This is a genomic window from Massilia sp. YIM B02443, from assembly GCF_030411955.1.
Lineage (GTDB): Bacteria > Pseudomonadota > Gammaproteobacteria > Burkholderiales > Burkholderiaceae_D > Telluria.
The window spans coordinates 271,645-296,201 of record NZ_JASNRA010000003.1 but is presented as its reverse complement, the minus strand read 5'-3'; the positions used below and the strand labels follow the sequence as shown (position 1 = coordinate 296,201).

The 24,557-nt window shown below is 68.1% G+C and carries 16 protein-coding genes; 8 read left to right on the top strand and 8 right to left on the bottom strand.

Annotated elements, in window-relative coordinates; translation table 11 throughout:
- Window position 1: 1 nt before the first annotated feature.
- The 6 genes from QPK27_RS05650 to QPK27_RS05625 all read right to left on the bottom strand — a co-directional run bounded on the left by QPK27_RS05650 (window position 2) and on the right by QPK27_RS05625 (window position 13,133).
- On the bottom strand, window positions 2-3,295 hold the full coding sequence (locus QPK27_RS05650) for an efflux RND transporter permease subunit (RefSeq protein WP_290417226.1): 3,294 nt from the start codon (window positions 3,293-3,295) through the stop codon (window positions 2-4).
- Window positions 3,292-6,387 (bottom strand): efflux RND transporter permease subunit, encoded by a 3,096-nt coding sequence (locus QPK27_RS05645; protein WP_290417225.1) that lies wholly within the window; start codon window positions 6,385-6,387, stop codon window positions 3,292-3,294. The genes QPK27_RS05650 and QPK27_RS05645 overlap by 4 nt, the downstream gene beginning before the upstream one ends.
- Window positions 6,388-6,433: 46 nt before the next feature.
- The gene (locus QPK27_RS05640; protein ID WP_290417224.1) at window positions 6,434-7,807 is read right to left on the bottom strand and encodes an efflux RND transporter periplasmic adaptor subunit; all 1,374 of its coding nucleotides are present in this window, start codon (window positions 7,805-7,807) and stop codon (window positions 6,434-6,436) included.
- 261 nt (window positions 7,808-8,068) lie between these two features.
- Window positions 8,069-9,925, bottom strand: coding sequence for a signal peptide peptidase SppA (gene sppA, locus QPK27_RS05635; protein WP_290417223.1), 1,857 nt, complete (start codon window positions 9,923-9,925; stop codon window positions 8,069-8,071).
- A gap of 57 nt (window positions 9,926-9,982) precedes the next feature.
- Window positions 9,983-11,458: a sodium:solute symporter gene (locus QPK27_RS05630; RefSeq protein WP_290417222.1), complete on the bottom strand. Its 1,476-nt coding sequence runs from the start codon at window positions 11,456-11,458 to the stop codon at window positions 9,983-9,985.
- Between the two features lie 166 nt (window positions 11,459-11,624).
- The gene (locus QPK27_RS05625; protein ID WP_290417221.1) at window positions 11,625-13,133 is read right to left on the bottom strand and encodes an NYN domain-containing protein; all 1,509 of its coding nucleotides are present in this window, start codon (window positions 13,131-13,133) and stop codon (window positions 11,625-11,627) included.
- A gap of 194 nt (window positions 13,134-13,327) precedes the next feature.
- Between QPK27_RS05625 and QPK27_RS05620 the strand changes: the two genes are divergently transcribed.
- Window positions 13,328-15,268, top strand: a complete 1,941-nt coding sequence (locus tag QPK27_RS05620; RefSeq protein ID WP_290417220.1) for an ATP-binding protein — start codon at window positions 13,328-13,330, stop codon at window positions 15,266-15,268.
- 111 nt (window positions 15,269-15,379) lie between these two features.
- Entirely contained in the window at window positions 15,380-15,805 is a 426-nt protein-coding gene (locus QPK27_RS05615) for a hypothetical protein (RefSeq protein WP_290417219.1), read from the top strand.
- Between the two features lie 13 nt (window positions 15,806-15,818).
- Here the strand turns inward: QPK27_RS05615 and QPK27_RS05610 are convergent, their stop codons facing one another.
- Window positions 15,819-16,238: a DUF1810 domain-containing protein gene (locus QPK27_RS05610; RefSeq protein WP_290417218.1), complete on the bottom strand. Its 420-nt coding sequence runs from the start codon at window positions 16,236-16,238 to the stop codon at window positions 15,819-15,821.
- Window positions 16,239-16,300: 62 nt separating this feature from the next.
- Here QPK27_RS05610 and QPK27_RS05605 point away from each other — a divergent pair, with 62 nt between their 5' ends.
- From QPK27_RS05605 to QPK27_RS05585, 5 genes are all read left to right on the top strand, one after another.
- Window positions 16,301-16,534 (top strand): DUF3820 family protein, encoded by a 234-nt coding sequence (locus tag QPK27_RS05605; protein WP_290417217.1) that lies wholly within the window; start codon window positions 16,301-16,303, stop codon window positions 16,532-16,534.
- A gap of 88 nt (window positions 16,535-16,622) precedes the next feature.
- The gene (locus QPK27_RS05600; protein WP_290417216.1) at window positions 16,623-17,033 is read left to right on the top strand and encodes a response regulator transcription factor; all 411 of its coding nucleotides are present in this window, start codon (window positions 16,623-16,625) and stop codon (window positions 17,031-17,033) included.
- Between the two features lie 25 nt (window positions 17,034-17,058).
- Window positions 17,059-18,105 carry a HEAT repeat domain-containing protein gene (locus QPK27_RS05595; protein WP_290417215.1) on the top strand — a complete coding sequence of 349 codons (1,047 nt, stop codon included), beginning with the start codon at window positions 17,059-17,061 and terminating at the stop codon, window positions 18,103-18,105.
- A complete protein-coding gene (locus QPK27_RS05590; RefSeq protein ID WP_290417214.1) occupies window positions 18,102-19,532 on the top strand; it encodes a glycosyltransferase family 2 protein in 1,431 nt (476 codons plus the stop codon). Before QPK27_RS05595 ends, QPK27_RS05590 begins: the two co-directional genes overlap by 4 nt.
- A gap of 36 nt (window positions 19,533-19,568) precedes the next feature.
- The gene (locus QPK27_RS05585) at window positions 19,569-21,134 is read left to right on the top strand and encodes a hypothetical protein (protein ID WP_290417213.1); all 1,566 of its coding nucleotides are present in this window, start codon (window positions 19,569-19,571) and stop codon (window positions 21,132-21,134) included.
- Window positions 21,135-21,313: 179 nt separating this feature from the next.
- On the opposite strand, the gene QPK27_RS05580 is transcribed toward QPK27_RS05585, so the two are convergent.
- Window positions 21,314-23,602, bottom strand: coding sequence for an ATP-binding protein (locus tag QPK27_RS05580; RefSeq protein WP_290417212.1), 2,289 nt, complete (start codon window positions 23,600-23,602; stop codon window positions 21,314-21,316).
- A 263-nt stretch (window positions 23,603-23,865) separates the two neighbouring features.
- Here QPK27_RS05580 and ribA point away from each other — a divergent pair, with 263 nt between their 5' ends.
- On the top strand, window positions 23,866-24,534 hold the full coding sequence (gene ribA, locus QPK27_RS05575; protein WP_290417211.1) for a GTP cyclohydrolase II: 669 nt from the start codon (window positions 23,866-23,868) through the stop codon (window positions 24,532-24,534).
- The last annotated feature ends 23 nt before the right edge of the window (window positions 24,535-24,557 follow it).

The following is a 24,557-nucleotide window of genomic DNA, read 5'->3' as shown; positions in this document are numbered from 1 at the left end:
ATCAGGTTTTCGCTAGGGACGGACCTTCGTCCTCGTGGGGATGGCGGGTCAGGTTTGCTTCGCCCGGTTTCTTGGTGCGCAGCTTGTCCATCAGGACGTAGACTACCGGCGTGGTGAGCAGGGTCAGGAGCTGGCTGGCGATCAGGCCGCCGATGATGGCGATGCCCAGCGGACGGCGCAGCTCGGAGCCTTCGCCGAAGCCGATCGCCAGCGGCAGCGCACCCAGCGCCGCGGCCAGGGTCGTCATCAGGATCGGGCGGAAGCGCAGCATGCACGCTTCGCGCACCGCCTCCATGGCGGACAGTCCCCGCGCGCGCTCGGCTTCGAGCGCGAAGTCGATGATCAGGATCGCATTCTTCTTGACGATGCCGATCAGGAGAAAGACCCCGATCAGGGCGATGATCGAGAACTCCATCTTGAACAGCAGTAGCGCCAGCACCGCGCCGACGCCGGCCGACGGCAGCGTCGACAGCACCGTGACCGGATGCACCAGGCTTTCGTACAGGATGCCGAGCACGATGTAGATGACGATGATGGCGGCCGCGATCAGCATCGGCTGCTCTTCGTTCGATTCCTGCGCGGCGCGCGCCTGCCCTTGGAAGCTGCCGCGCACATTGCTCGGCATGCCGATGTCGGCTTCGGCCTGGCGCACCGCGGCCTCGCCGTCGGCCAGGTTGAAGCCTTCGGCCAGGTTGTACGACACGGTGGTGGCCAGTTCGCCGTCCTGGTGGTTGACCGAGGTCGGGGTCGAGCTTTCGGCGAACTTCGCCACCGACATCAGCGGCACCATGGTGGCGGCGCTGCTGGCCAGGGCCTGGCCGGCGGATGGGTCGCGCGCGGCGGTCAGGTTCGAGGCGCTTGCTCCCGCACCTGCGCTGCCGGTGGCGCTTGGCGTGCCGATGGTGCCGGTGGCGACGCTGGTGCCGGTGCCGCTCGATGCGGTGGTCGTGGTGGAACCGCTGCCGCGCGCCGGCACATACACGTCGCGCAGCGCTTCCGGCGACTGCGCATAGCGCTGGGCCACGCCCATCACCACGTGGTACTGGTTGAGTTCATCGTAGATGTTCGCCACCTGGCGCTGGCCGAAGGCGTTATACAGCGCATTGGTGACGTCGCGCGTGCTGATGCCCAGACGCGAGGCGGTTTCCTTGTCGATGGTGACGAAGGTCTCGACGCCGTTTTCGGCCTGGTCGGTGTCGACGTCGACCAGCGCCGGCTGCGCCTTCATCGATTCGGCCAGGCGCGAGGCCCACTGCTTCAGGTCTTCGGCATTGTCGCTCTTGAGCGTGTACTGGTACGTGGAATTGCTGGAGCGGCCGCCCATGCGCAGGTCCTGCACCGGGTTCAGGAAGATCGAGACGCCGGTGACCTTCGCCAGCTGCGGACGCAGGCGCGTGATGACCGCCTGGGCCGCGACGTCGCGTTCGCCCACGGGTTTCAGGTTGACGAACATGAAGCCGCCGCCGGCGCGCCCGCCGCCGGTGAAGGCGACCACCGTGTCCACCGCCGGATCCTTGCGGATGATCTCGACCAGCTGGCGCAGCTTCTGCTGCATGGCCTGGAACGAGATGCTCTGGTCGGCGCGGATGCCGCCATTCATCTGGCCCGAGTCCTGCTGCGGGAAGAAGCCCTTCGGCGCCGCCGAGAACAGGTACACGTTCAACGCCACCGTGAACAGCAGGATGATCATCACCAGGAGCTTGCTGTCCAGCGCCCAGTCCAGCGCGTGCTCGTAGGTGCGCAGGATGCGGCCGAAGCCGTTCTCGGACCAGCGCGCGAGGCGGCCCGGCTTCTTTTCCTTGTCTTCCTTGCGCAGCAGCCAGGCGCACATCATCGGCGTGGTGGTCAGCGAAATCACCAGCGAGATCATCACCGCCGCCGACAGCGTCACCGCGAATTCGCGGAACAGGCGGCCCACCTGCCCGCCCATGAACAGCAGCGGAATGAACACCGCCACCAGCGACAGCGAGATCGACAGCACGGTGAAGCCGACTTCGCGCGCACCGAGCAGCGCGGCCGACATGCGGTCCATGCCGTTCTCGATGTGGCGCGCGGTATTTTCGAGCACCACGATGGCGTCGTCGACCACGAAACCGGCGGCCACCGTCAGCGCCATCAGCGACAGGTTATTCAGGCTGAAGCCGAGCATCCACATCACGCCGAAGGTGCCCAGCAGCGACACCACGGTGGCCACCGCCGGCACCACGGTGGCGCGCAGACTGCGCAGGAACACGCTCACCACCAGCACCACCAGCACGATCGAGAGGATCAGGGTGAACTCGATCTCGTGCAGCGAAGCGCGGATCGAATAGGTGCGGTCCGACGCCACCGCCAGGTTGATGTCGCCCGGCAGCTGCGCCTGCAGCGTCGGCAGCAGCGCCCGCACGCCGTCCACGGTCTCGATCACGTTGGCGGCCGGCTGGCGCGTCACCAGCACGATCACCGCCGGCTCGCCGTTGAACAGGCCCAGGGTATTGATGTTCTCGGGGCCGTCGAACACCTGCGCCACGTCCGACAGCCGCACGGCGGCGCCGTCGCGCCAGGCCACCACCAGGTCGCGGTAGTCGGCCGCGGTGCGGCCGTCGCCACTGGTCGCCGGCTGCGAATAGATCTGCAGCCGGTTGCCGCCGTCGACGATCTCGCCTTTCGGCCGGTTCGGATTGCTGGCCTGGATCGCGGCGCGCACGTCTTCGCTCGAGACCCCATAGCGGTTCATCGAATACGGCACCAGCTCGACGCGCACCGCCGGCAGCGAGCCGCCGCCGATCTCGACCTCGCCCACGCCCGGCACCTGCGCCAGGCGCTGCTGCACCAGGTTCGACACCGCCTCGTAGATCTGGCCCGGGCTGCGGGTCTTGGAGGTCAGCGCCAGGATGATCACCGGCGCGTCCGAAGGATTCGCCTTGCGATAGGTCGGGTTGCTGCGCAGCGTGGCCGGCAGGTCGGCGCGGGCGGCGTTGATCGCGGCCTGCACTTCGCGCGCGGCCGAGTCGATCTTGCGATTCAGTTCGAACTGCAGGTTGATGCGGGTCGAGCCGGTGCTGCTGCTCGATGTCATCTCGTTGACGCCGGCGATCACGCCCAGCCGTCGCTCGAGCGGCGTGGCGACACTGGACGCCATGGTTTCCGGACTGCCGCCCGGCAGCGAGGCCGACACCGAGATGGTCGGGTAGTCGACCTGCGGCAGCGGCGACACCGGCAGCACGAAAAAGGCGGCGATGCCGGCCAGCGCCAGGCCCAGCGTCAGCAGGACCGTGGCGATCGGGCGCCGGACGAAAGGAGCGGACAGGTTCATGCGCCCGCCTGTTCGGTTTTATGCGGGGCGCGGCCGGTCCAGCGCCGTGCGGTGCGGTCGAACGCAAGATAGATCACCGGCGTCGTGAACAGGGTCAGGAGCTGGCTCAGGATCAGGCCACCGAAGATGGACAGGCCCAGCGGCCGGCGCAGCTCGGCGCCCTCGCCCCAGCCCAGCATCAGCGGCACCGCCGCGAACAGCGCCGCCAGCGTCGTCATCAGGATCGGGCGGAAGCGCAGCAGCGCGGCCTGGCGGATCGCATCCAGTGGCGACTTGCCCTGCTCGCGCTCGGCCTCGATCGCGAAGTCGATCATCATGATCGCGTTTTTCTTGACGATGCCGATCAGGAGGATGATGCCGATGATGCCGATCACGCCCAGGCCCTGGCCGCTGACCCACAGCGCGAACAGCGCGCCGACGCCGGCCGACGGCAGCGTCGACAGGATGGTCAAGGGGTGGATGTAGCTTTCATAGAGCACGCCGAGCACGATGTACACGCAGACCACGGCGGCCAGGATCAGCCACAGCTGGTTCGACAGCGAGGCTTCGTAGGCGCCGGACGCGCCAAGGAAAGTCATGCTGACCGAGGCCGGCATCTTGAGCTCGTCGGCGGCGACGCGGATCGCGTTCACGGCCTGGCCCAGCGAGGCGCCGGACGCGGTGTCGAAGCCGACCGTGGCGGCCGGGTATTGCGCCACGTGGTTGATCTGCAGCGGCGCCGCGCGTTCGCTGATGGTGGCGATCGCCGACAGCGGCGTGGGCGAACCGGAACCGGTGCGCAGCTGCAGGCGGCTCAGCGCGTCGAGCGACATCGCCTCGTCCTGCTGCGCTTCCAGGATCACGCGGTACTGGTTGGTCTCGGTGAAGATGGTCGAGACGATGCGCTGGCCGTAGGCGCTGTACAGCGCGTCGTCGATGGCGGAAGCCGTGATCGACAGGCGCGAGGCGGTGTCGCGGTCGATGTCCACGAAGGCCGCGGCGCCGACCGCGCCGGCGTCGGTCACCGCGTTACGCACCTCGGGCACGCTGCCCAGCTTTTGCGTGAGCTTGCGCGCCCACTCGTTGACGACTTCACTGTCGGCGCCCTCGATCGACAGCCGGTACTGGGTCGGGCCGCTTTCGGCGTCGATGGTCAGGTCTTGCGTCGGCTGCAGGAACAAGGTGAGGCCGGCGACGTTCGCCACGCGCTTGCGCAGGCGGCTCATGATCTCGTCCTGGTTGCCGCGATCGGCTTTCAGGTTGATCAGCATGGTGCCGGTGTGCAGCATGGTGTTGTTGGCGGCGTCCACGCCGACATAGGAAGCGACCGAGGCGACTTCCGGGTCGGCCATGATCTGGCGCGCGGCTTCCTGCTGGAGTTTCGCCATGTCGGTGTACGAAACCGACTGGCGCGCCTGCACGCGGGCTTGCAACTGGCCCGTATCCTGGGTCGGAAACAGGCCTTTCGGGATGATCGCCCATAGCAGCGCGGTCAGGACCAGCGTGCCGAGCGCCACCAGCAGGGTCAGGCCCTGGCGCGCCAGCACCCAGCCCAGCATCACGTCGTATTTGGCGATCACGCGGTCGAAGAAGTTCTGGAACTTGATGGCGAAGCGGCTCGGCTTTTCTTCCTCGTGGCTGCGCAGCCAGCGCGCCGACATCATCGGCACCAAAGTGAGCGACACCACGCCCGAGATCAGGATCGTGATCGCCAATGTGACCGCGAATTCGCGGAACAGGCGGCCCACCACATCGCCCATGAACAGCAGCGGGATCAGGACCGCGATCAGGGACACGGTCAGCGAGATGATGGTAAAGCCGATCTGGGCGGCGCCTTTCAGGGCGGCGGCCATCGGCTTTTCTCCCTCTTCGATATAGCGCGCGATATTCTCGATCATCACGATCGCGTCGTCGACCACGAAGCCGGTGGCGATCGTCAGCGCCATCAATGACAGGTTGTTCAGGCTGTAGCCGAGCAGGTACATCACGCCGAAGCTGCCGATCAGCGAGATCGGCACCGCCAGGCTGGCGATCACGGTGGCGCGCAGGCTATGCAAAAAGGCGAAGATCACCAGCACCACCAGCACCACCGCCAGCAGCAGCTCGATCTGCACGTGGTGCACCGAGGCGCGGATGCCGGCGGTGCGGTCGCTCAGCACGTCCATGCGCAGCGCGGTCGGCAGGCCGGCCTGCAGTTCGGGCAGGCGCGCCTTGATGGCGTCCACCGTGGCGATCACGTTGGCGCCCGGCTGGCGCTGGACATTCAGGATGATGGCCGGCTTCATGTTGGCCCATGCGCCCAGGCGCACGTTCTCGGCGCTGTCGACCACGCGCGCCACTTCGCTCAGCTTCACCGGCGCGCCGTTGCGGTAGGCGACGATCAGGTTCTGGTAGTCGGGCACCGTGACCAGTTGGTCATTGGCGTTGATCGCGTACGAGCGCGTGGGACCGTCGAAGCTGCCCTTGGCGCTGTTGGCGTTGGCCGAGGTGATCGCGGTGCGCAAGGAGTCGAGGCCGAGGCCGTACGAGGCCAGGGCTTCGGTATCGGCCTGGATCCGCACCGCGGGGCGCTGGCCGCCCGACAGCGAGACCTGGCCCACGCCCGACACCTGGCTGATCTTCAGCGCCAGGCGCGTGTTGACCAGGTTCTGGACCTCGGTCAGCGGCAGCGTGTCGGAGGTGATGGCCAGGGTCAGCACCGGCGCGTCGGCCGGATTGACCTTGGCGTACACCGGCGGCGCCGGCAGGTCGGTCGGCAGCAGCGAGCCGCCGGCGTTGATCGCGGCCTGCACTTCCTGCTCGGCCACGTCGAGCGTTTCGCCCAGGCCGAACTGCAGCGTGACGATCGAGACGCCGGAAGCGCTGGTGGAACTCATGCGCGTCAGGCCCGCCATCTGGCCGAACTGGCGCTCCAGCGGCGCGGTGACGGTGCGCGCCATCACTTCCGGGCTGGCGCCGGGGTACAGGGTCTGCACCTGGATGGTCGGGAAGTCGACCTGCGGCAGCGCCGACAGCGGCAGGAAGCGGTAGCCGACCAGGCCCGACAGGACGATGGCCAGCATCAGGAGGGCCGTGGCGACCGGGCGCTGGATGAACGGGGTGGAGGGGCTCATGCGCGGGCCTCGCGACGGGCGGCTGCATGGCCATCGAACCACAACATCATTGCTGCGCTCCCTGCGCCGGACGGCCCCGGCGCTGGCCTTCCGCCGGCGCCTGACCCTGGCGGCCACCCTGGCCGCCCTGCCCGCCCTGGCCACGGGCACCGGCCGGCTTATCGCCCGGCAGCACCACGCTGGCGCCATCGCGCAGGCGGTCGGCGCCTTCGGTGATCACCTGCTCGCCCACTTTCAACCCGGTGCGGATCTGCACCTTGTCCACCGTCGACTCGCCGCGCGTCACGTTGCGCAGCGCCACGGTGCGCGCCTGCGGGTTCAGCACGTAGACGTAGTCGCCGTTGGCGCCGTGGCGCAGCGCCGTCACCGGCACCATCACCGCGTCCGGAATCGTGTTCACGGTCAGGCGCAGGTTGACGAACTGGCTCGGGAACAGCTTGCCGTCGCCGTTGGCGAAGCGGGCCTTGGCGCGCACGGTGCCGGTCTGGGTATCGACCTGGTTGTCGAGCGCGATGAAGCTGCCCGTGGCCAGGTTCTCGGTGCGGGTGCGGTCCAGGGCAGTGGCCGCCAGCTTGGCGTTCTGGGCGATGCGTTGTTGCAGCACCGGCAGGTTGTCCTGCGGGACCGCGAATTCGACGTCGATCGGCGCCAGCTGGGTGATCACGGCGATGCCATTGGCGTCACCGCTGCCGACCAGGTTGCCGACGTCCACCGTGCGCAGGCCGACCCGGCCGCCGATCGGGGCGCGCACCGTGGCGTAGCCCAGGTTCAGCTGGGCGGTGCCTTCGGCCGCCTTGTCGGTCATCACCGTACCTTCCAGCTGCTTGACCAGCGCGGCCTGGGTGTCGACTTCCTGGCGCGCGATCGAATCCTGCTCCAGCAGCGTGCGGTAGCGGCCAAGGATCACGCGTGCGCTTTCCAGCTGCGCTTCGTCGCGCTGGCGCTGGCCGCGCGCCTGCAGCAGCGCCATCTCGAACGGACGCGGGTCGATCGTGGCCAGCACCTGGCCGGGTTTTACCAGCTGGCCTTCGGTGAAGTGGATTTTCTGCACCACGCCCGAGACTTGCGGACGCACCGTCGCGGTGGCCGCCGCCACCACCGTGCCCAGCGCGTCGAGGGTGACCGGGATGTCGGCCGCGGTGGCGGTGGCGACGCCGACCGTGGTGGCCGGTCCGCCGCGTCCGCCGCCGGGACCGCCGGGACCACGCCCGCCACCTCCGCCGGCGCCCGGTCCACCCGGACCGCCGGGACCACCGGCAGCGCCGGGGCCGCCCTGGCCGGCCGGCTGGTGCGTCAGCGACCAGGCAAGCCAGCCCAGCGCCACCATCGCCAGCACGGCGATGATGCTGCCGACGAGTCGGTTGCGGCGGGTGCGCGCGGGACGGGCGAGAGGTGGATTGGTCGGGGAGTGCTGGTCCATGCTTGTCCTTGTTCGTTCGATATGAATGCCAATTGCACAATACGGCTCACAATGACTTTAGCATGGCCCTTTCCAACGATATGTTTCGTAACGTACATTGTGTTAGCCACTAAACAAGCTCGGCCGGACCGGCTTGACGCCGATTTACACCGTTGTCCGCACTATGGGCGACGTTATCGGGAGAGAAACGAAAAACGGGCGCAGCTTCCCGCCGCGCCCGTGCCAACTTTGTATGATTCGGTTACAAAGTCGCTACATTCCTTAAAGCTCGCCGCACAGGCAATGCACCACCGCCGCGAACGGCTTGCGTTCGCCGCTCAGCTCGGACAAGAACGCCATGTCCTGCGCCACCTTGCTCACCGGGCCGGCCGGCATCGCCTCTTCGATCAGGCCCAGCTTGACCTGGATCGTCATCGCCTGCGCTGCCGAGGCGCCCGCCATCTGCAGGAAGCGCTCGACGCGCGTCACCGGACGCTCGACGTAGACCACGCGGTAATCCTTGTCCAGCTTGGCGCGGCCGGCGGCCGAGGCCAGCGCATCGTTATAGCTGCCCAGGCGGTCGACCAGGCCGCGTTCCTTGGCCTGGGCGCCGGTCCAGACCCGGCCCTGGCCGACCTCGTCGATCCTGGCTTGCGTGGTCTTGCGCGCCGCCGCCGCCTTGCCGGTGAACTCGCTGTAGACGTTGTTGATGCTGGCTTGCACCAGCTGGCCGAAGCGCGGGTCGAGCGGGCGCAGCGGGTTGTAGGCGTCGGCCAGCCAGGTGGTGGTCACGCCGTCGGTATGGATGCCGAGTTTGTCGACCACCTTGTCGGCGGTCGGCAGCAGCGCGAACACGCCGATCGAGCCGGTGATGGTGGCCGGGTCGGCGATGACCTCGTCGGCCGCCATCGAGATCCAGTAGCCCCCCGAGGCCGCCACGCTGCCCATCGACACCACCACCGGCTTGCCGGCGGCGCGCGTCAGTTCGAGTTCACGCCGGATAAGTTCCGAGCCGTAGGCGCTGCCGCCGGGCGAATCGACGCGCAGCACCACCGCCTTGATCGAATCGTCCTCGCGCGCCTGGCGGATCAGGTTGGCCGTGCTGCGCCCGCCCACCACGCCCGGGCCGCCGGCGCCGTCGGTGATCGCGCCCGCGGCCACGATCACGCCGACCGCGTCGCCGAAGGCGCGCTGCGGGTGGCGCGACAGGTAGTCGTAGAACGACACCTGGCGGAAGCTCTTGATGTCTTCCTCGTACACGCCGCGCTTGATCATCATGGCGCGCAGCTGGTCGCGCGTCATCAGGCCGTCGACCAGTTTCGCCTCCAGCGCCACCTTGGCGGCGCTGCCGCCGGCCGCTTCCATGCGCTGCGGCAGGTTCTCGATCATCGCGGCCAGCGCGCCGTCGGGCAGCTTGCGGTTCTTCTCGACCAGGCCGGTGTAGCCGCTCCACAGCGCGTTGTACAGGAAGGCGTCGGCTTCGCGCGCCGCCGGCGACGGGCCGTTGGCGATGTACGGCTCGGCCGCGCTTTTATAGGTGCCGACCTTGATCAGGTTGACCGTGACGCCGACCTTGTCGAGCGCGTCGCGATAATAGTTGCGGCGCCCGCCGAAGCCTTCGATCAGCACCATGCCCATCGGGTGCACATAGACTTCGCTGGCGTGCGAGGCGACCAGATAGCGCTTCTGGTCGTACTGACCGCTCCAGGCCACGACCTTCTTGCCGGCCGCCTTCACACGGCCGAGGGCGGCGCCGAATTCGCGCAGCATGGCCATGCCGCCGCCGTCCATCTCGTCCAGGATCACCACCACGCTCGAGATATTCGGGTCGCGCGCGGCGGTGTCCAGGGTCAGCAGCACGTCGCGCAGGCGCACGGTGCGCTTACTGTCGCCGCCCACGTTGTCGAGCACGGTGTCGCGCAGCGTGGTCTCGTACTGCTCGACCAGGTCGCCCTTGATCTCGAGCACCAGCGAGGTGTTGCCGCCGACCGGCTTGACGCCGCCGCCGAAGAACATGGCGATGATGGCGATCAGGATCAGCAGGAACAGCAGGTTGAAGAAGGTACGGCGGGTGACGTCGAGCGCGGTCCACAGGAAGACGAACCCGCGCCGCAACGCACTCAGGGGCTTGAAGGCCATCGAAACTCCATTAGAAGGTTGATGCAAACATAAAGCAACGTGGGCAACCCGGCGTCTTCATACGGCCGCCGCGGCCGGACGATCGCCGGCCGGCTGCGGCCGCGAAATCGCCAGCAGGCCAGCGAATACGAGTAGCCCGTTAACCATAAGTAATTCCAGCCCAAGTCGGTAAGAGCCGAGCAGGTAAGCTTGATTGTACTCAAGGATTGCGCACAAGAGCGGCGCGCCGACCGTGACAAACGGTACAAACCGGTCGATTGGCATGCGCCGGGTCATCATTCCGAAGGCGAACAGGCCCAGCAGCGGGCCGTAGGTGTAGGCCGCCAGCTTCAGGATCACGCCGATCATGCTCGGATTGTCGGCCGCCTTGAAGCCCAGCACCAGCAGCAGGAACAGGACCGCGAAGCCCAGGTGCACGCGCCGGCGCAGGCGTTCGGCGTCATTCGCCGTCAAGTCCGTCCTGCGCTTGATGCCGAGGATGTCGATGCAGAACGACGAGGTCAGCGCCGTGATGGCGCCGTCGGCACTGGGGAACAGGGCCGAGATCAGGGCGATCAGGAACACGATCTGCAATGCCGCCGGCATGTGGCCCATCACCACCGCCGGGAAGATCTTGTCGCCGCCGGCGGTCACGCCGACGCTCGGGGCGTACAGGTACAGCAGGCCGCCCAGGAACAGGAACGACAGCAGCACCACCACCAGCACCGCGGTCAGGCTCAACAGGTTCTTCTGCGCGTCGCGCAGCGTCTTGACCGAGATGGTCTTCTGCATCATCTCCTGGTCCAGGCCGGTCATGGCGATGGTGATGAAGGCGCCGGCCACGATCTGCTTGACCAGGAAATTCGGGCTGTCGACGTCGAAGGTGAACACGTGCGCCAGGCCCTGGGAGCGCATCCGCTCCAGGCTCTCCGGCACCGACAGGCCCAGTTCGCCCAGCAGAAACCAGGCGCAGGCGAACAGGCCGAACAGCATGCAGCCCGTCTGCAGGGTGTCGGTCCAGACGATGGTCTTCACGCCGCCCTGGTAGGTGTACATCAGAATCATGCCCAGCACCACCAGGGTGGTGATCCAGAACGGCACGCCCAGGCTGTCGAGGATGATCGCCTGCAGGATGTTCACCACCAGGTACAGGCGCGCGGTGGCGCCCAGCAGGCGCGAGATGATGAAGAAGCCGGCCCCGCTCTGGTAGGCGCGTGTACCTAGGCGCAGGTCGAGGTAGTGGTAGATCGACGTCAGTTGCAGGCGGTAGTACAGCGGCAGCAGCAGCCAGACCACGGCCAGGTAGCCGATCACGTAGCCGATCAGGATCTGGGCGTAGCCGAAGCCGTCGATGCCGACCGCGCCCGGCACGCTCACGAACGTCACGCCCGAGAGCGTGGTGCCGACCATGCCGAAGGCGACCAGCATCCAGTTGCTGCTCTTGTTACCGATGAAGAAGCTGTCGTTATTGGCGCCGCGCGAGGTGACGTGGGCGACGCCGAGCAGCAGCAGGAAATAGGCGATGAGGATGCAGAACAGGAGAAGCGGGGACATGGTGGATGATCGTTAACGTAAAAACGTCATTCCCGCGCAGGCGGGAATCCAAGTCCGTTGCGCTCCACTGGATCGAACCGCAGTGGTGCTGCATGCGAACTTGGATTCCCGCCTGCGCGGGAATGACGGTGCTTAGGCCAGGTGCCGGGTGTTATACCCGATACCATCAGCCGTTTTCGGTGCCCGCCTTCGGCTTGGCCGGACGGCGGCTGCGCGGTGCGGCCTTGCGCGCCGGGGCTTTGTGTGACGGACGGGCCGCCTTCTTGCGCGACGCGGCCGATTCTTCGCCCTGCCCTTCCGCAGCTGATTCCTCAGCGGCTTCAGGCTGCTCCTCGGCGACCGGCGCTTCGACCACAGGCGCCTCGGCCACCTCGGCCACGTTCGACGCCGCCACGACGTCTTCCGGCGCCGGCGCTGCGGCAGCTTTCTTGGCCGCCGGTTTACGCGGCGTACGGCGGCGTTCCTTGACCGGCGCCGGCGCTTCTTCAGCGAGCGCCGCAGCATCCGCCTGCGGCTCCTGCGCCGCTACCGCTTCCGGCTCGGCCGCGACGGCTGCAGCAGCCTGCTCCGCCTCGGCCATCTCCGCCACCGGCTCGAACACCGGCTCCTGCGGCGCCGGTTCCAGCAGCGCCGGGATCGCGGAATTGGCCTGCGCTTCGCCGCGGCCACCCTGCTTGCGGCCACGGCCGCCACGGCCACGGCGGCTTTCCTTGGCCGCGTCCCTGGCCGATTCGTCGCCCGCGCCCTCGACCGGCGCCGCGGCGTCGATCATGTCCTGCACCACGGCGTCCGGGGCCTGGGTCACGTCGCCGCCGGCGCTGCCGTCCGCGGCCGGCACGGCGGCCGGCGCATTCGCGCTGCGGTACACGTAGGTGCCCGACTTCTCGTCGCGGCCGAACTCGAACAGGCCGCGCGTCTGCGCTTCTTCCAGCAGGTTGCCGAAGGTGCGGAAGCCGTAATAGGTTTCCGAGAATTCCGGACGGCGGCGCTTGAGCGTGTCCTTGAGCAGCGAAGCCCAGATTTTGCCGGTGTCGCCGCGTTCGGACACCAGCGCGTCGAAGGTCTCGACCACCATCTCCAGCGCCTGGATCTTGCGCGCCTCGAGTTCTTCCTTGCGCTTGTCGTCGCTGGCGCTGCCGCGCTTGGACGCCTGCGGCTGGCTCTTGCGTTCGTCGCGCTTGGCGGCGGTGCGGCGCTGTTCGCGCACCAGGTCGTCATAGAAGATGAATTCGTCGCAGTTGGCGACCAGGAGGTCCGAGGTCGACTGCTTGACGCCGACGCCGATCACCTGCTTGGCGTTCTCGCGCAGCTTGGAGACCAGCGGCGAAAAGTCGGAGTCGCCGCTGATGATCACGAAGGTGTCGACGTGCGACTTGGTGTAGCACAGGTCGAGCGCGTCGACCACCAGGCGGATGTCGGCCGAATTCTTGCCCGACTGGCGCACGTGCGGGATTTCGATCAGCTCGAAGTTCGCTTCGTGCATCGGGGCCTTGAAGGCCTTGTAGCGATCCCAGTCGCAGTAGGACTTCTTGACGACGATGCTGCCCTTGAGCAGCAGGCGCTCGAGCACCGGGCGGATGTCGAATTTCTCGTAGTTGGCGTCGCGAACGCCGAGGGCGACGTTTTCGAAGTCGCAGAACACCGCCATGCTGATGTTGTCGGAAGATGAGGCCATGAGTTGTTGTTTTCTGGTAATGATGAGACGGGCTAACGGCGATTATACGCATCCCGCCGGGGTCCGAGCCGTCCGTCTCGCCAGAAATCCACCTTCCACCTGCTGCATCGGCAGATTGTGAACCACACAATTGCCCGTTTAACACGAACCGCTTCTGACCTATAATGCGGCTTCCATCATCGGCAGCCGATACGATGCTTCCCCCTGACCTTTTCGAGTCCGCTTTCAACAGCTCGCCGTTCGGCCACTACCTGCTGTCGCCGACACCCGAGGCCGTGATCCTGGCGGTCAACGACGCTTTTCTGCGCGCCTCCAACCGCACCCGCGAGGAACTGGTCGGTACCAGCCTGTTCACGGCGTTCCCGGGCAATCCCGACGACCCCGAAGACGACGGCGAAGTGCGCCTGCGCGCCTCGTTCGCCACGGTGCTGGCGACCGGCCGGCCCGACACCCTGCCCGCGGTGCGCTATCCGATCCCGGTGATCCTGCCGAACGGCGAGCCCGGCTTCGAGGAGCGCTTCTGGACCGCCATCAGCACCCCGATCTTCGGCGCCGACGGCAGCATCGTCTGCATCTCGCACAGCAACAACGACGTCACCGAGAAAGTGCGTTCCGAGGCCGCGCTGCGCGAGAGCGAGCGGCGCTACCGCGCGCTGACCAACGCCACGGCCGAAGTCATCTACCGCATCAGCCCCGACTGGACCCAGCTGCGCCACCTCGAAGGGCGCGGCTTCCTGAAGGACACCGCAGCGCCGCGCCCGTACTGGTTGGGCGACTACGTGCCGCCCGAGGAACAGGAACTGGTCAACCGCGAGATTGCGCGCGCGATCCGCGAAGGCTCGGTGTTCGAGCTCGAACACCGGGTGCGGCGCGCCGACGGCAGCAGCGGCTGGACGCTGTCGCGCGCGGTGCCGATGTTCGACGCCGCAGGCAAGCTGGTGGAATGGATCGGCGCCGCAAGCGACATCACCGAGCGCAAGGCGGCCGAAGAGCGGTTGCGCGAAGCCGACCGCCGCAAGGACGAATTCCTGGCCATGCTGGCGCACGAACTGCGCAACCCGCTGGCGCCGATCGGCGCCGCCGCCGAACTGCTGCAGCGCATCAAGCCCGACGAAGCGATGCTCAAGCGCACCAGCCAGATCATCGGGCGCCAGGTCGGCCACATGACCGCACTGATCGACGACCTGCTGGACGTCTCGCGCGTCACGCGCGGGCTGGTGCAGCTCGCTAACGCACCGCTCGACGTCGACGGCGTGATGCATGAGGCGGTGGAACAGGTGATGCCGCTGGTGCAGGGGCGGCGCCACCAGCTGGCCGTCACGCTGCCGCCGCCGGGCACGCGCGTGCTGGGCGACCGCAAGCGCCTGGTGCAGGTGCTGGCCAACTTGCTCAATAACGCCGCCAAGTACACGCCCGAGGGCGGCCGGCTGGCGCTCGAGGCCAGCGTGCGCCCCGGCCGCCAGCGCGGGGAGCTGTGCATCGACGTGCTCGACAACGGCATCGGCATGGCGCCCGACCTGGCGGCGCGCGCCTTCGAGCTGTTCGCCCAGGCCGAGCGCTCGTCCGACCGCTCCTCGGGCGGGCTCGGACTGGGCCTGGCGCTGGTGCGCAGCCTGGTCGAGCTGCATGGCGGCGGCGTGGCCTGCGAGAGCGGCGGCCTGGGTGCCGGCAGCCGCTTCTCGGTGTGCCTGCCGCTGCTGGAACCGGAGGGCGCCGAGGCGGCCCCGCAGCCCGCCGACGCCGTGGCGCCGGCGGCGGGCTGCGCGCTGCGCGTGATGGTGGTCGACGACAACGTCGACGCCGCCGTCACGCTCGGCATGCTGCTCGAATCCGCGGGCCACCAGGTGCTGGTCGAACACGACGCCCACGACGCGCTGGCGCGGGCCCAGTCCGACCTGCCGCAAGCCTGCCTGCTCGACATCGGCCTGCCCGGCATGGACGGCATGGAACTGGCGCGCCGCCTGCGCGCGCGGCCCGCGACCGCCGCCGCGCTGCTGGTGGCGGTCACCGGCTATGGCCAGGACAAGGACCGCGCCCAGGTGCTGGCGGCCGGCTTCGACCACCACCTGGTCAAGCCGATCGACACCGGGCGCCTGTTCGCCATCCTCGGCGGGACGGCGCAGCGCTCCGCTTGACGCCTCGCGGGCTGCTCCTCGGCGCAGCCCGATTGAAGCCGGCCATTCCACACTGCGCCCGCGCATCGGCGACAAACCGGCGATAATGCGCTTCTTTATCCGTGCACCACCATGAAAACCACCAAAGCCCATTACATCCAGCTGCGTCCGCACGCCGAGCTGCCCGACCTTAAGCACCTTGACCCGTTCATGGCGATCGTCGTGATCGACGACGACAGCGACGAGATGTGGCGCTGGGACGTGGCGCGCTGGCTGGTGACGAGCGGCTGCCGCTTCATGCTGGCCTGGGGCAAGGAGTGCGAAAGCTGGCGCGACGCGCTCGACGATGCCGCCGACGAAGCCTTCGACTACGACAACGTCGCGCCCGAGCAGGCGGTGATGGGCACCGCGCACGAGGACGAAGACCTGGAAGAAGTGTTCTGGTTCGCGCGCCACCGCGCCAGCCACCCGGCCCTGCAGTTCGCCGATACCGTGATCCTGCACGTGGCGGCGCGCGGCCGCGGCGAAGAACTGCTGGAGCAGTTCGCCGACGCCTGATCCGGCACGCGGACTAGAGCCGCGCCAGCGTTTCCGGGTCCGGCTCGCCGTCGAAGTACTTGTCGATGCAGGCCTGGAACACGGCTTCGTCCGGCGCGGTGTCGGCAAACAGCGTCATCGACGAGCGGAATTTCATATCGTCCGGATCGCCGAAGATGGCGTTCGCGCTCGCGCCCTGCAGCGACAGCACGATCGTCGCGCACTCGCGCAGGCGCGGTCCCAGCACCGGGTGCGCCAGGTAGTCGGCCGCCTCGTCGTCGTTGGCGATGGCGTAGCGCTGCGCCATGCTGCTGCGCCCCAGGCCGGCGATCTGCGGAAAGATGAACCACATCCAGTGGCTTTGCTTGCGGCCGGCGCGCAGTTCGTCCAGCACCGTGGCGTACACCGGCTCCTGCGCCTGCACGAAGCGCTCGAGATCGTAATTGCTCTCCATATCCCCTCCCTTCTGTCCTCCAAATGCTACAACGCCGCCGTTGTTTGCTAAAGTGCCGCACGATGAACGCCGACCACCTGCAACTACTCCTCGTCCGTGAAATGCCGTACGGGAAATATAAAGGCCGCAAGATCGCCGACCTGCCCGGCCACTACCTGGGCTGGTTCGCGCGCGAGGGTTTTCCGCGCGGCGAGCTGGGCCAGCTGCTGGCGCTGATGTACGAGCTGGACCACAACGACCTGCGCGCCCTGCTCGACCCACTGCGCCGGGGAGTGTTACCGGCGGCGATTGTTTGATGCTAGACAACAACAAACTGTTCAATTGCAGTTTGTTATCCGAACCGCTGTCATCGGTATAATCGCGTCACTTCATTACACCGCCATCATGGACAACCAACAAGCTCCCGCACCGCTGGTGCTGGTCGTCGAGGACGACGATCACATCGCCCAGGTATTGCGCTTCATGCTCGAACGCCAGGGTTACCGCGTCACGCACCTGGCCGACGGCCGCGCGGCGAGCGAGTACATCGCCGGCGCCGGTACAGTGGACCTGCCGCTGCCCGACCTGGTCCTGCTCGACGTCATGCTGCCGTATATCGACGGCTTCGAGCTGGTGGCCCAGGCGCGTGCGCGCGCCGAGTGGGCCGCGGTGCCGATCCTGATGCTGACCGCCAAGAACACCGAGCGCGACACCGTGCGCGCGCTCGACGCCGGCGCCAACGACTTCGTCATCAAGCCGTTCCAGCCGAACGAGCTGCTGGCGCGGGTGCGGCGCTTCCTCAAGCTCGGCGCCTGAGGCGCACACCGACGCCTGCCGGAACGTGCCCGCCCCGCCAACCGATTCCTTCGTCACCATCGCGGTCTGGACCGGCGCCATCGCGCTCGGCGTGACCCTGCTGCTGGCCTGCCAGATCGTGCTGCTGCGGGTCGAACTGCGGCGCCACCAGCGGCGCGACGCGCAGGTGGTGGCGCGCTGGCGCCCGCTGCTCAACGCCGCCATCGTCGGCGAGCAGCCGGCCTTGCCGGCGCTGCCGGCGCACGAGCGGATCCACTTCATGCGCCTGTGGGTGCACCTGCAAGGCTCGCTGCGCGGCGACGCCACGCTGGCACTCAATGCGGTGGCGCGCCGGCTCGGCGTCGATGAACTGGCGCGCCGCATGCTGGCGCGCGCTCCGCGCGACGAACGCCTGCTGGCGGCGCTGGTGCTGGGCCACCTGGCCGACCGCGCGGCCTGGGACCGGCTGCTGCCGCTGGCGCAGGCGCCCGACAGCGCATTGAGCCTGACCGCGCTGTGGGCGCTGGTGCGGGTCGACCCGCACGCCGCCGCCGACTACCTGACGCCGCTGTTCATCGAACGCGACGACTGGGCGCTGTCGCACGTGGCCGGCATCCTGCAGCAGGCCGCCGCGCCCACCGCCGCAGTGCTGGGCCGCATCCTGCCGACGCTGCCGCAAGAACGCCTGCCGCGCGCGCTGCGCATCGCCGAAGCCCTGCGCGTGCCTTTGCCGGGACCGGTGCTGGCCGGCGCCCTGACCAGCGGCGCGGTGCCGGTGGTGATCGCCGGTTTGCGCAGCGTGATGACGCCCGAGACCATCGCCGAGGTGCGCGCCCTGCTGGCGCATTCCGACTGGCAGGTGCGGGTGCAGGCGGCGCGCGCGCTGGGCCGCATCGGCAGCCGCGAGGACGCGCCGCGATTGACCGCCCTGCTGGGCGACCAGCAATGGTGGGTGCGCTACCGCGCGGCCCAGGCCCTGCGCGAACTGCCGGCGCTGACCCGCGCCGACATGGCGGCGGTGCGCGCCTCGCTCACCGACCGCTTCGCGCTCGACATGCTGGACCAGGTGCTGGCCGAACAGGAGACGGCATGAACGTGCAGCACCTGCTGGTCGAATTCATCACCTGGTTCGTGTTCTGCTACTTTATCGCGCTCAACGCCGGCTACCTGGCCCTGAACGGCTTCGCCCTGCGCGCACTGCGGCGCAAGGGGCAGGAGATGTTCATGGCCGAGCTGCCGCGCGCCTATTCGGGCCTCGAGCCACCGATCAGCATCCTGGTCCCGGCCTACAACGAGGAAGCCTCGATCGCGGCCTCGATCCGCTCGATGCTGCAACTGAGCTACGCCGAGTTCGAGATCATCGTCGTCAACGACGGCTCTACCGATGGCACGCTGGAAGTGCTCAAGCGCGAGTTCGCGCTGCTGCCCTTCCCCGAGGCCTACCGGCGCCAGATCGCCACCAAAGAAGTGCGCCAGGTGTACCGCTCGACGCGCTACCCCAACGTGCGCGTGATCGACAAGGTCAACGGCGGCAAGGCCGACTCGCTCAACGCCGGCATCAACGTCTCGCGCTATCCGCTGTTCTGCGGCGTCGACGCCGATTCGATCCTGCAGCGCGACAGCCTGTCGAAGGTCACCGAGCCGTTCCTGCGCGACCCCACCGTGGTGGCGGCCGGCGGCACGGTGCGGGTGGCCAACGGCTGCCAGGTCAGCGGCGGCTTCCTGACCCGCGTCGGCCTGCCGAACAATGCGCTGGCGCTGTTCCAGGTGGTCGAGTACCTGCGCGCGTTCCTGTTCGGACGCCTGGGCTGGTCGGCGATGAACGGCATGCTGATCATCTCGGGCGCGTTCGGCGTGTTCCGCAAGGATGCAGTGGTGCTGGCCGGCGGCTACCGCGTCAACACCATCGGCGAAGACATGGAACTGGTGGTGCGCATGCACCGCCTGCTGCGCGCGCGCAGGCAGCCTTACCGCATCGAGTTCGTGCCCGATCCGGTGTGCTGGACCGAGGCGCCGGAAGACCTGCGCACGTTGCGCAACCAGCGCATCCGCTGGCAGCGCGGCCTGGCCGAGAGCCTGAGCGCCAACTGGGGCTTGATGTTCTCGCGGCACGGCGGCGTGCCGGGGTGGATCGCATTTCCCTTCATGCTGCTGTTCGAGTGGCTCGGGCCACTGGTCGAACTGGGCGGCTACGTCTTCATGATCTTCGCCTTCTTCACCGGCCTGATCTCGTGGCAGGCGTTCGGCGCCTTCCTGTTCGTGGCGATCGGGCTCGGCATCCTGCTGTCAAGCTCCGGGCTGCTGCTGGAAGAGATGTCGTTCCACATCTACCCGCGCGGCAAACAGCTGCTGGCGCTGGGCGCGATCGTGATCCTGGAGAACTTCGGCTATCGCCAGGTCAATGCCTGGTGGCGCCTGGTCGGCATGTGGCGCTGGGCGACCCAGCGCGAAGCGAGCTGGGGCGCGATGCAGCGCCGCGGCACGGTGAAGGATGCCGACGGCGCCTCGCCGCCGAACTGAGCGCGCATCCGGCGCGCTGCGCGCTAGACTGCGCTCATGTCCCTTTCCGCCATTCGTTACCTACTGCCGATGCTCCTGACCATCGCTCCCGTCCACGCCGCGTCGGTGCCGCCGGGCGTCGATCCGGCCCAGGTGCTGGCCGTGTATCCGCTGCCGCGCGACGCCCGGCCCGAGCAGCTCATCCTGCTGCAGGGCGTGGAAAAGGATGGCCGCTTCGAGATCAGCGAGCACACGCTGCCGGCATCGACACCCGCGCCAGACTCGCCGGGGCCGATGCCGCTCGGCGCCAATCTGCTCGAAGGCATGACAAAGCGCACGTTCGGCATCGAGGAACGCGTTAGCGCGACGCTGCAGGACGGCCGCCTGCGCATCGCCTGCCGGCCGGGGACGCGTCCCGCCGGCGTGCTGCTGCAGGGACCGTGGTATCTGCCGCGCGCCGACGTCGTGTTGCAGGCGGCGTTTTCCGGCGCCGGGCGTTTCACGTGGCAGGCGGCCGATGCGCGGCTGGCGGCGCGCGAGGGCGCGCTCGACCTGGGCATCGTGGCGGCAGCAGACAAAGTGGACAGCGCGCGCCTGACGCTGGCGCCGAACCTCGATCGGGGCAGCTGGCGCCAGTTCACGCTCCTGTGCCCGCAGGACGGCGGCCAGCTGACGCTCGACGCGCTGACGCTGGAGCCGGCCGCAGCGGCGCCGGGCCGGCCGCCGCGTTCGACCTGGGCCTGGGACCGCAGCGAATGGCGCGAGCGCGGCGACGCGCTGATCGACTGGGCGGCAAGCCAGGGCCTGGGCGAAGTGTTCGTCACGGTGCCGCTGCTCGAGGGGCGGGTGGCCGAACCCGAGGCGCTGGCGGCCTTCGTGCGCCGCGCCGGCGCGCGTGGCGTGGCGGTGACGGCGGTCGAGGGCGATCCGCACATGGTGCTGCCGGAGCAGCACGCGCCCAGCAGCGCGCGGGCGCGCGCCTACGCCGCCTACAACGCGGGGGCCGAACCGGCGGCGCGCCTGAAAGGCATGCAGTTCGACGTCGAACCGTATCTGCTGCCGGCCACGGTGCTCGACCCGGCGCTGCGCGACCGCCGCTTCCTGGAACTGGCCGCCGCCCTGCGCCAGGCGGCCGGCGCGATGCCGCTCGAATTCGTGGTGCCGTTCTGGTGGGATGGCAAGCGCGAGCTGCTGCGCGAGCTGGCGCGCCATGCCGATGGGCTGGCGGTGATGGATTACCGCACCGATCCCGGCCAGATCCAGCGCTTCGCGGCGCCGTTTTTGGACTGGGGCGTGGAGCACGGCAAGCGGGTGCGCATTGCGCTCGAAGCCGGGCCGATCGCGGCCGAGGAGCAACGGCGTTACCGGCAGGTCGAACCGGGCGCGAAAGGCGACCTGCTGCTGACCGGGCACGAGGGACGGCAGGTGCTGGTGCTGCTGCGCGCGCCGGGGGCTTATTCCCAAGGACGGATGTATGCCCTCGGCGGCAGCCGCATCATCGACGGCTCGGCGACCACCTTCCATCGCGACAAGGCGGCGATGATGCGCTTGTTGCCGCAGCTGGAAAGCGTGTTCGGGGCGTGGAAGAGTTTCCACGGGATGGCGCTGCACGAGCTGCGATAACTGCGCGCAGCTACGTTCCCTCTCCCTCTTGCTACTAACTTAAAGACTGTCATTCCCGCGAAGGCGGGAATCTAAGTTTTACGCATACCACCATCGTTTAAGCAGGTGGCTACTTAACGAACTTGGATTCCCGCCTTCGCGGGAATGACGGTCTATAAGGTAACAATAAAAAAAGCTAATCAAGACGCCAGCGGCAACTCCACCGTAAACCGCGTCCCCAGCCCCGCATGCGTCTCGAACCCGATCGTCCCGCCATGCTCCTCGACGATCGCCTTGCTGATGTTCAGCCCCAGCCCCGACCCGCCCTTCTGCCGCGAATCCCCCGCATCGTCCTGCGCAAACCGTTCGAACACGCGCGGCTGGAACGCCGGCGCGATCCCCGGCCCCTCGTCGGTCACGCTCAGGCGCGCCCAGCCCGGACGCTGCGCCAGCCCGATCGTCACTTCCTTGCCCGACGGCGTGAACTTGATCGCGTTCGACACCAGGTTGGTCAAGACCTGCACCATGCGGTCGTGGTCGATCTCGGCGCGCACCCCGTCCGAACCGGGCGGCAGGTCGAGCTTGATTTTCACGTCGGTCAGGTTGGCGTGGCCGGCCATCGCGTCGGCCACGTGGCGCAGCAAGGGCGCCAGCGGCTGGGCAGTGCGCTTGTACTCCATCTGGCCGGCCTCGATCTTCTGGATGTCGAGCAGGTCGTTCACCATCCGCATCAGGCGTTCGCAGCTCTGGCTGGCGATGCGGATCAGGCCCGCCACGTCGGGCGGCAAGTCGCCCGCCATGCCCTGGTCGAGCATCGACAGCGAGGCGTGGATCGAGGTCAGGGGCGTGCGCAGCTCGTGCGAGACGGTCGACACGAACTCGGTCTTCATGCGGTCGACCTTCTTGCGCTCGGAGATATCGTGCAGGAAGATGCTGAAGAAGGCGTCGCTGCCCGTGCCCGCCAGCGCCACCGAGGTCTCGACCGTGAACTCGGCGCCCTCGCGGCTGATCACGGTGCGTTCCAGGCGCCGCCGCACCTGGGCGTCCGGTTCGAGCTGGCGCAGCGAGTGCAGCGCCTTGGCGATGCTGGGGCGGTAGCGTTCGGGCAGGATCATCTCGGCCAGCGGCCAGCCCACCGCCTCGTGCCGCGCCCAGCCGAACATGCGCTCGGCCGCCGGATTCCAGTCGATGATCATGCCGCGCCGGTCGACCGCGATGAAGGCGTCCTGCGCCGCCTCGACGATGGCGGCGATGCGCTGCTCGCTGGCGCGCACCGAGGACAGCGCGCGCTCCAGTTCCGCAGTGCGCTCTTCGACGCGCTGCTCGAGCGTGTCGTTGAGCGCCTGCATCTCGGCGCGGCGCTGCACCAGCGCCGCCACCAGCGCGTTCAGGGCGCCCGAGAGCTTGCGCACTTCGGTGTAGCCGCGCCCTCCCGGCACCAGCTCGGTGCTGTCGCCGCGGCGCAGGTGGTCGGCCGAGGTGGCCAGCGCCTGGAGCGGGCGGGTGATGCGGCGCGCCACGAGCACCCCGACCAGCGAGAACAGCAGCGCCAGCCCCAGGCCGCTCCACAGCGCTCGGCTACGCAGTTCGCGCACGGGGGCGTAGGCATCCTGCACGTCCTGGCGCACCAGCACGTACCAGCCCAGGCCCGGATAGTCGCCGCGGCCGCGCGTGGCGCCGTAGCCGACCAGGTAGTCGCGTCCGTCCGGCCAGCGCTCGACCGCGTAGCCGGTGCGGCCCTGGCGCGCTTCGCGCAGGCTGGCCAGGTCGATGGTGGTGTCCTGCAGTCCTTCGGGGCCGAGCAGCACCACGCCTTCGGCGCTGACGATCAGCGCCTGCACCTTGTTGCGGACCTGCACCGGCGCGATGATCGAGCGCTCGACGTCGCGCGCCCATTGCCACGACAGGTGGGTGCCGAGCACGCCGGCCGGGTTGCCTTGCGCATCGAGATACGGGAAGGCGACGTCGACGAAGCGGCGCGGCTCGCCTTCCTGCACCGGCAACAGTTTGGCCAGCAGCACCGCCTCGTGCACGTCGCCCACGAAGTTGCCCTTGAGCGCATTGCTGAACCACGGCCGCTTGGCCACGTTCTTCCCTTCCAGCATGCCGCGCGCCTCGACCAGCACGGCGCCGTCCAGGCCCGCCATGCCGATCCATTCGTAGTAGCCGTAGGTGTCCTGCATGTCGCGCAGGATGCGGCGCCGCTGTTCCTGGCTGGCGCCGGAAGAAATCAGGTCGCTGCGGCGCGCCATCAGCCGTACTTCGCGGAAGCGCTCGTACATGCCGCTGTCGAGCTTGTCGGCGGTCTGGTTCGCCATTTCTCCCAGCGCGTGGCCGATGCTGCTCTTGACCTGGCTGGTGGCGGCGCTTTCGACCACCGCGACCAACAGCAGCGTCAGCACGACGGTGAGCATTGAAAAGGCCAGCGCCAGCCAGGCGCCGAGGCCGCGGGGCGTGAAACGGTGCAACAGACGGCGCGAATGGGGCATGTTAAATGCGGGTATATGGGATATTACAGATTATCACAGGGGCTTTGATGCGAAGCAAGAAACTCTCTGGTTATGCGGCAAGCATGCGTAACACCGTGACAATTTCGCGTCATGACAGCGATTGGCGCACCGGCCCGGCCATCCGAAGCCGGCCGTGCCCGGCCCAAAACCGGGCATTTCCCACGGCAACCCTCGATTTCCGGTAAACTTGCCGGTCTGGAGAACCACCCCGCTCGCTTTTGCACCCGATTGGAAACACCGTCATGCCAGCCACCGCCACTGTCCCTGCCAACCCCGCCATCCTGGAGTACGCCACGTCGTGCGCGCTGCCCACGCCCTGGGCCCAGTTCACCCTGCACGCCTGGGTCGAGCCGGCCACCGGCAAGGAGCACCTGGCGATGGCGCTGGGCGATCTGTCGGATGGGCAGCCGGTGCTGGCGCGCATCCACTCCGAATGCCTGACCGGCGACGTGATGTTCTCGCAGCGCTGCGACTGCGGCGCCCAGCTCGAAGGCGCGCTGCAGCGTATCGCCGAGGAAGGCCGCGGCATTTTGCTGTACCTGCGCCAGGAAGGGCGCGGCATCGGCCTGCTCAACAAGATCCGCGCCTACCGCCTGCAGGAAGCCGGCGCCGACACGGTCGAGGCCAACCTGCAGCTGGGCTTTCATGCCGACGCCCGCAACTATGAACTGTGCCGTCCGATGCTGGAGCAGTTCGGCATCACGGCGGTGCGCCTGATGACCAACAATCCGCGCAAGATCGACGCCCTCACCCGCCTGGGCATCGTGGTCAGCGAACGGGTGCCGCTGCTGGTCAACCGCAACGCCTACAACGACAAGTATCTGAACACCAAGCAGGCCAAGCTGGGCCACATGATGGCGCCAGTGCCGACGCTGGAGCAGGACGAGAAGATCGTCGTCAAGCAGGACTGAACGGGGCTCCCGGCTGGGAGCAC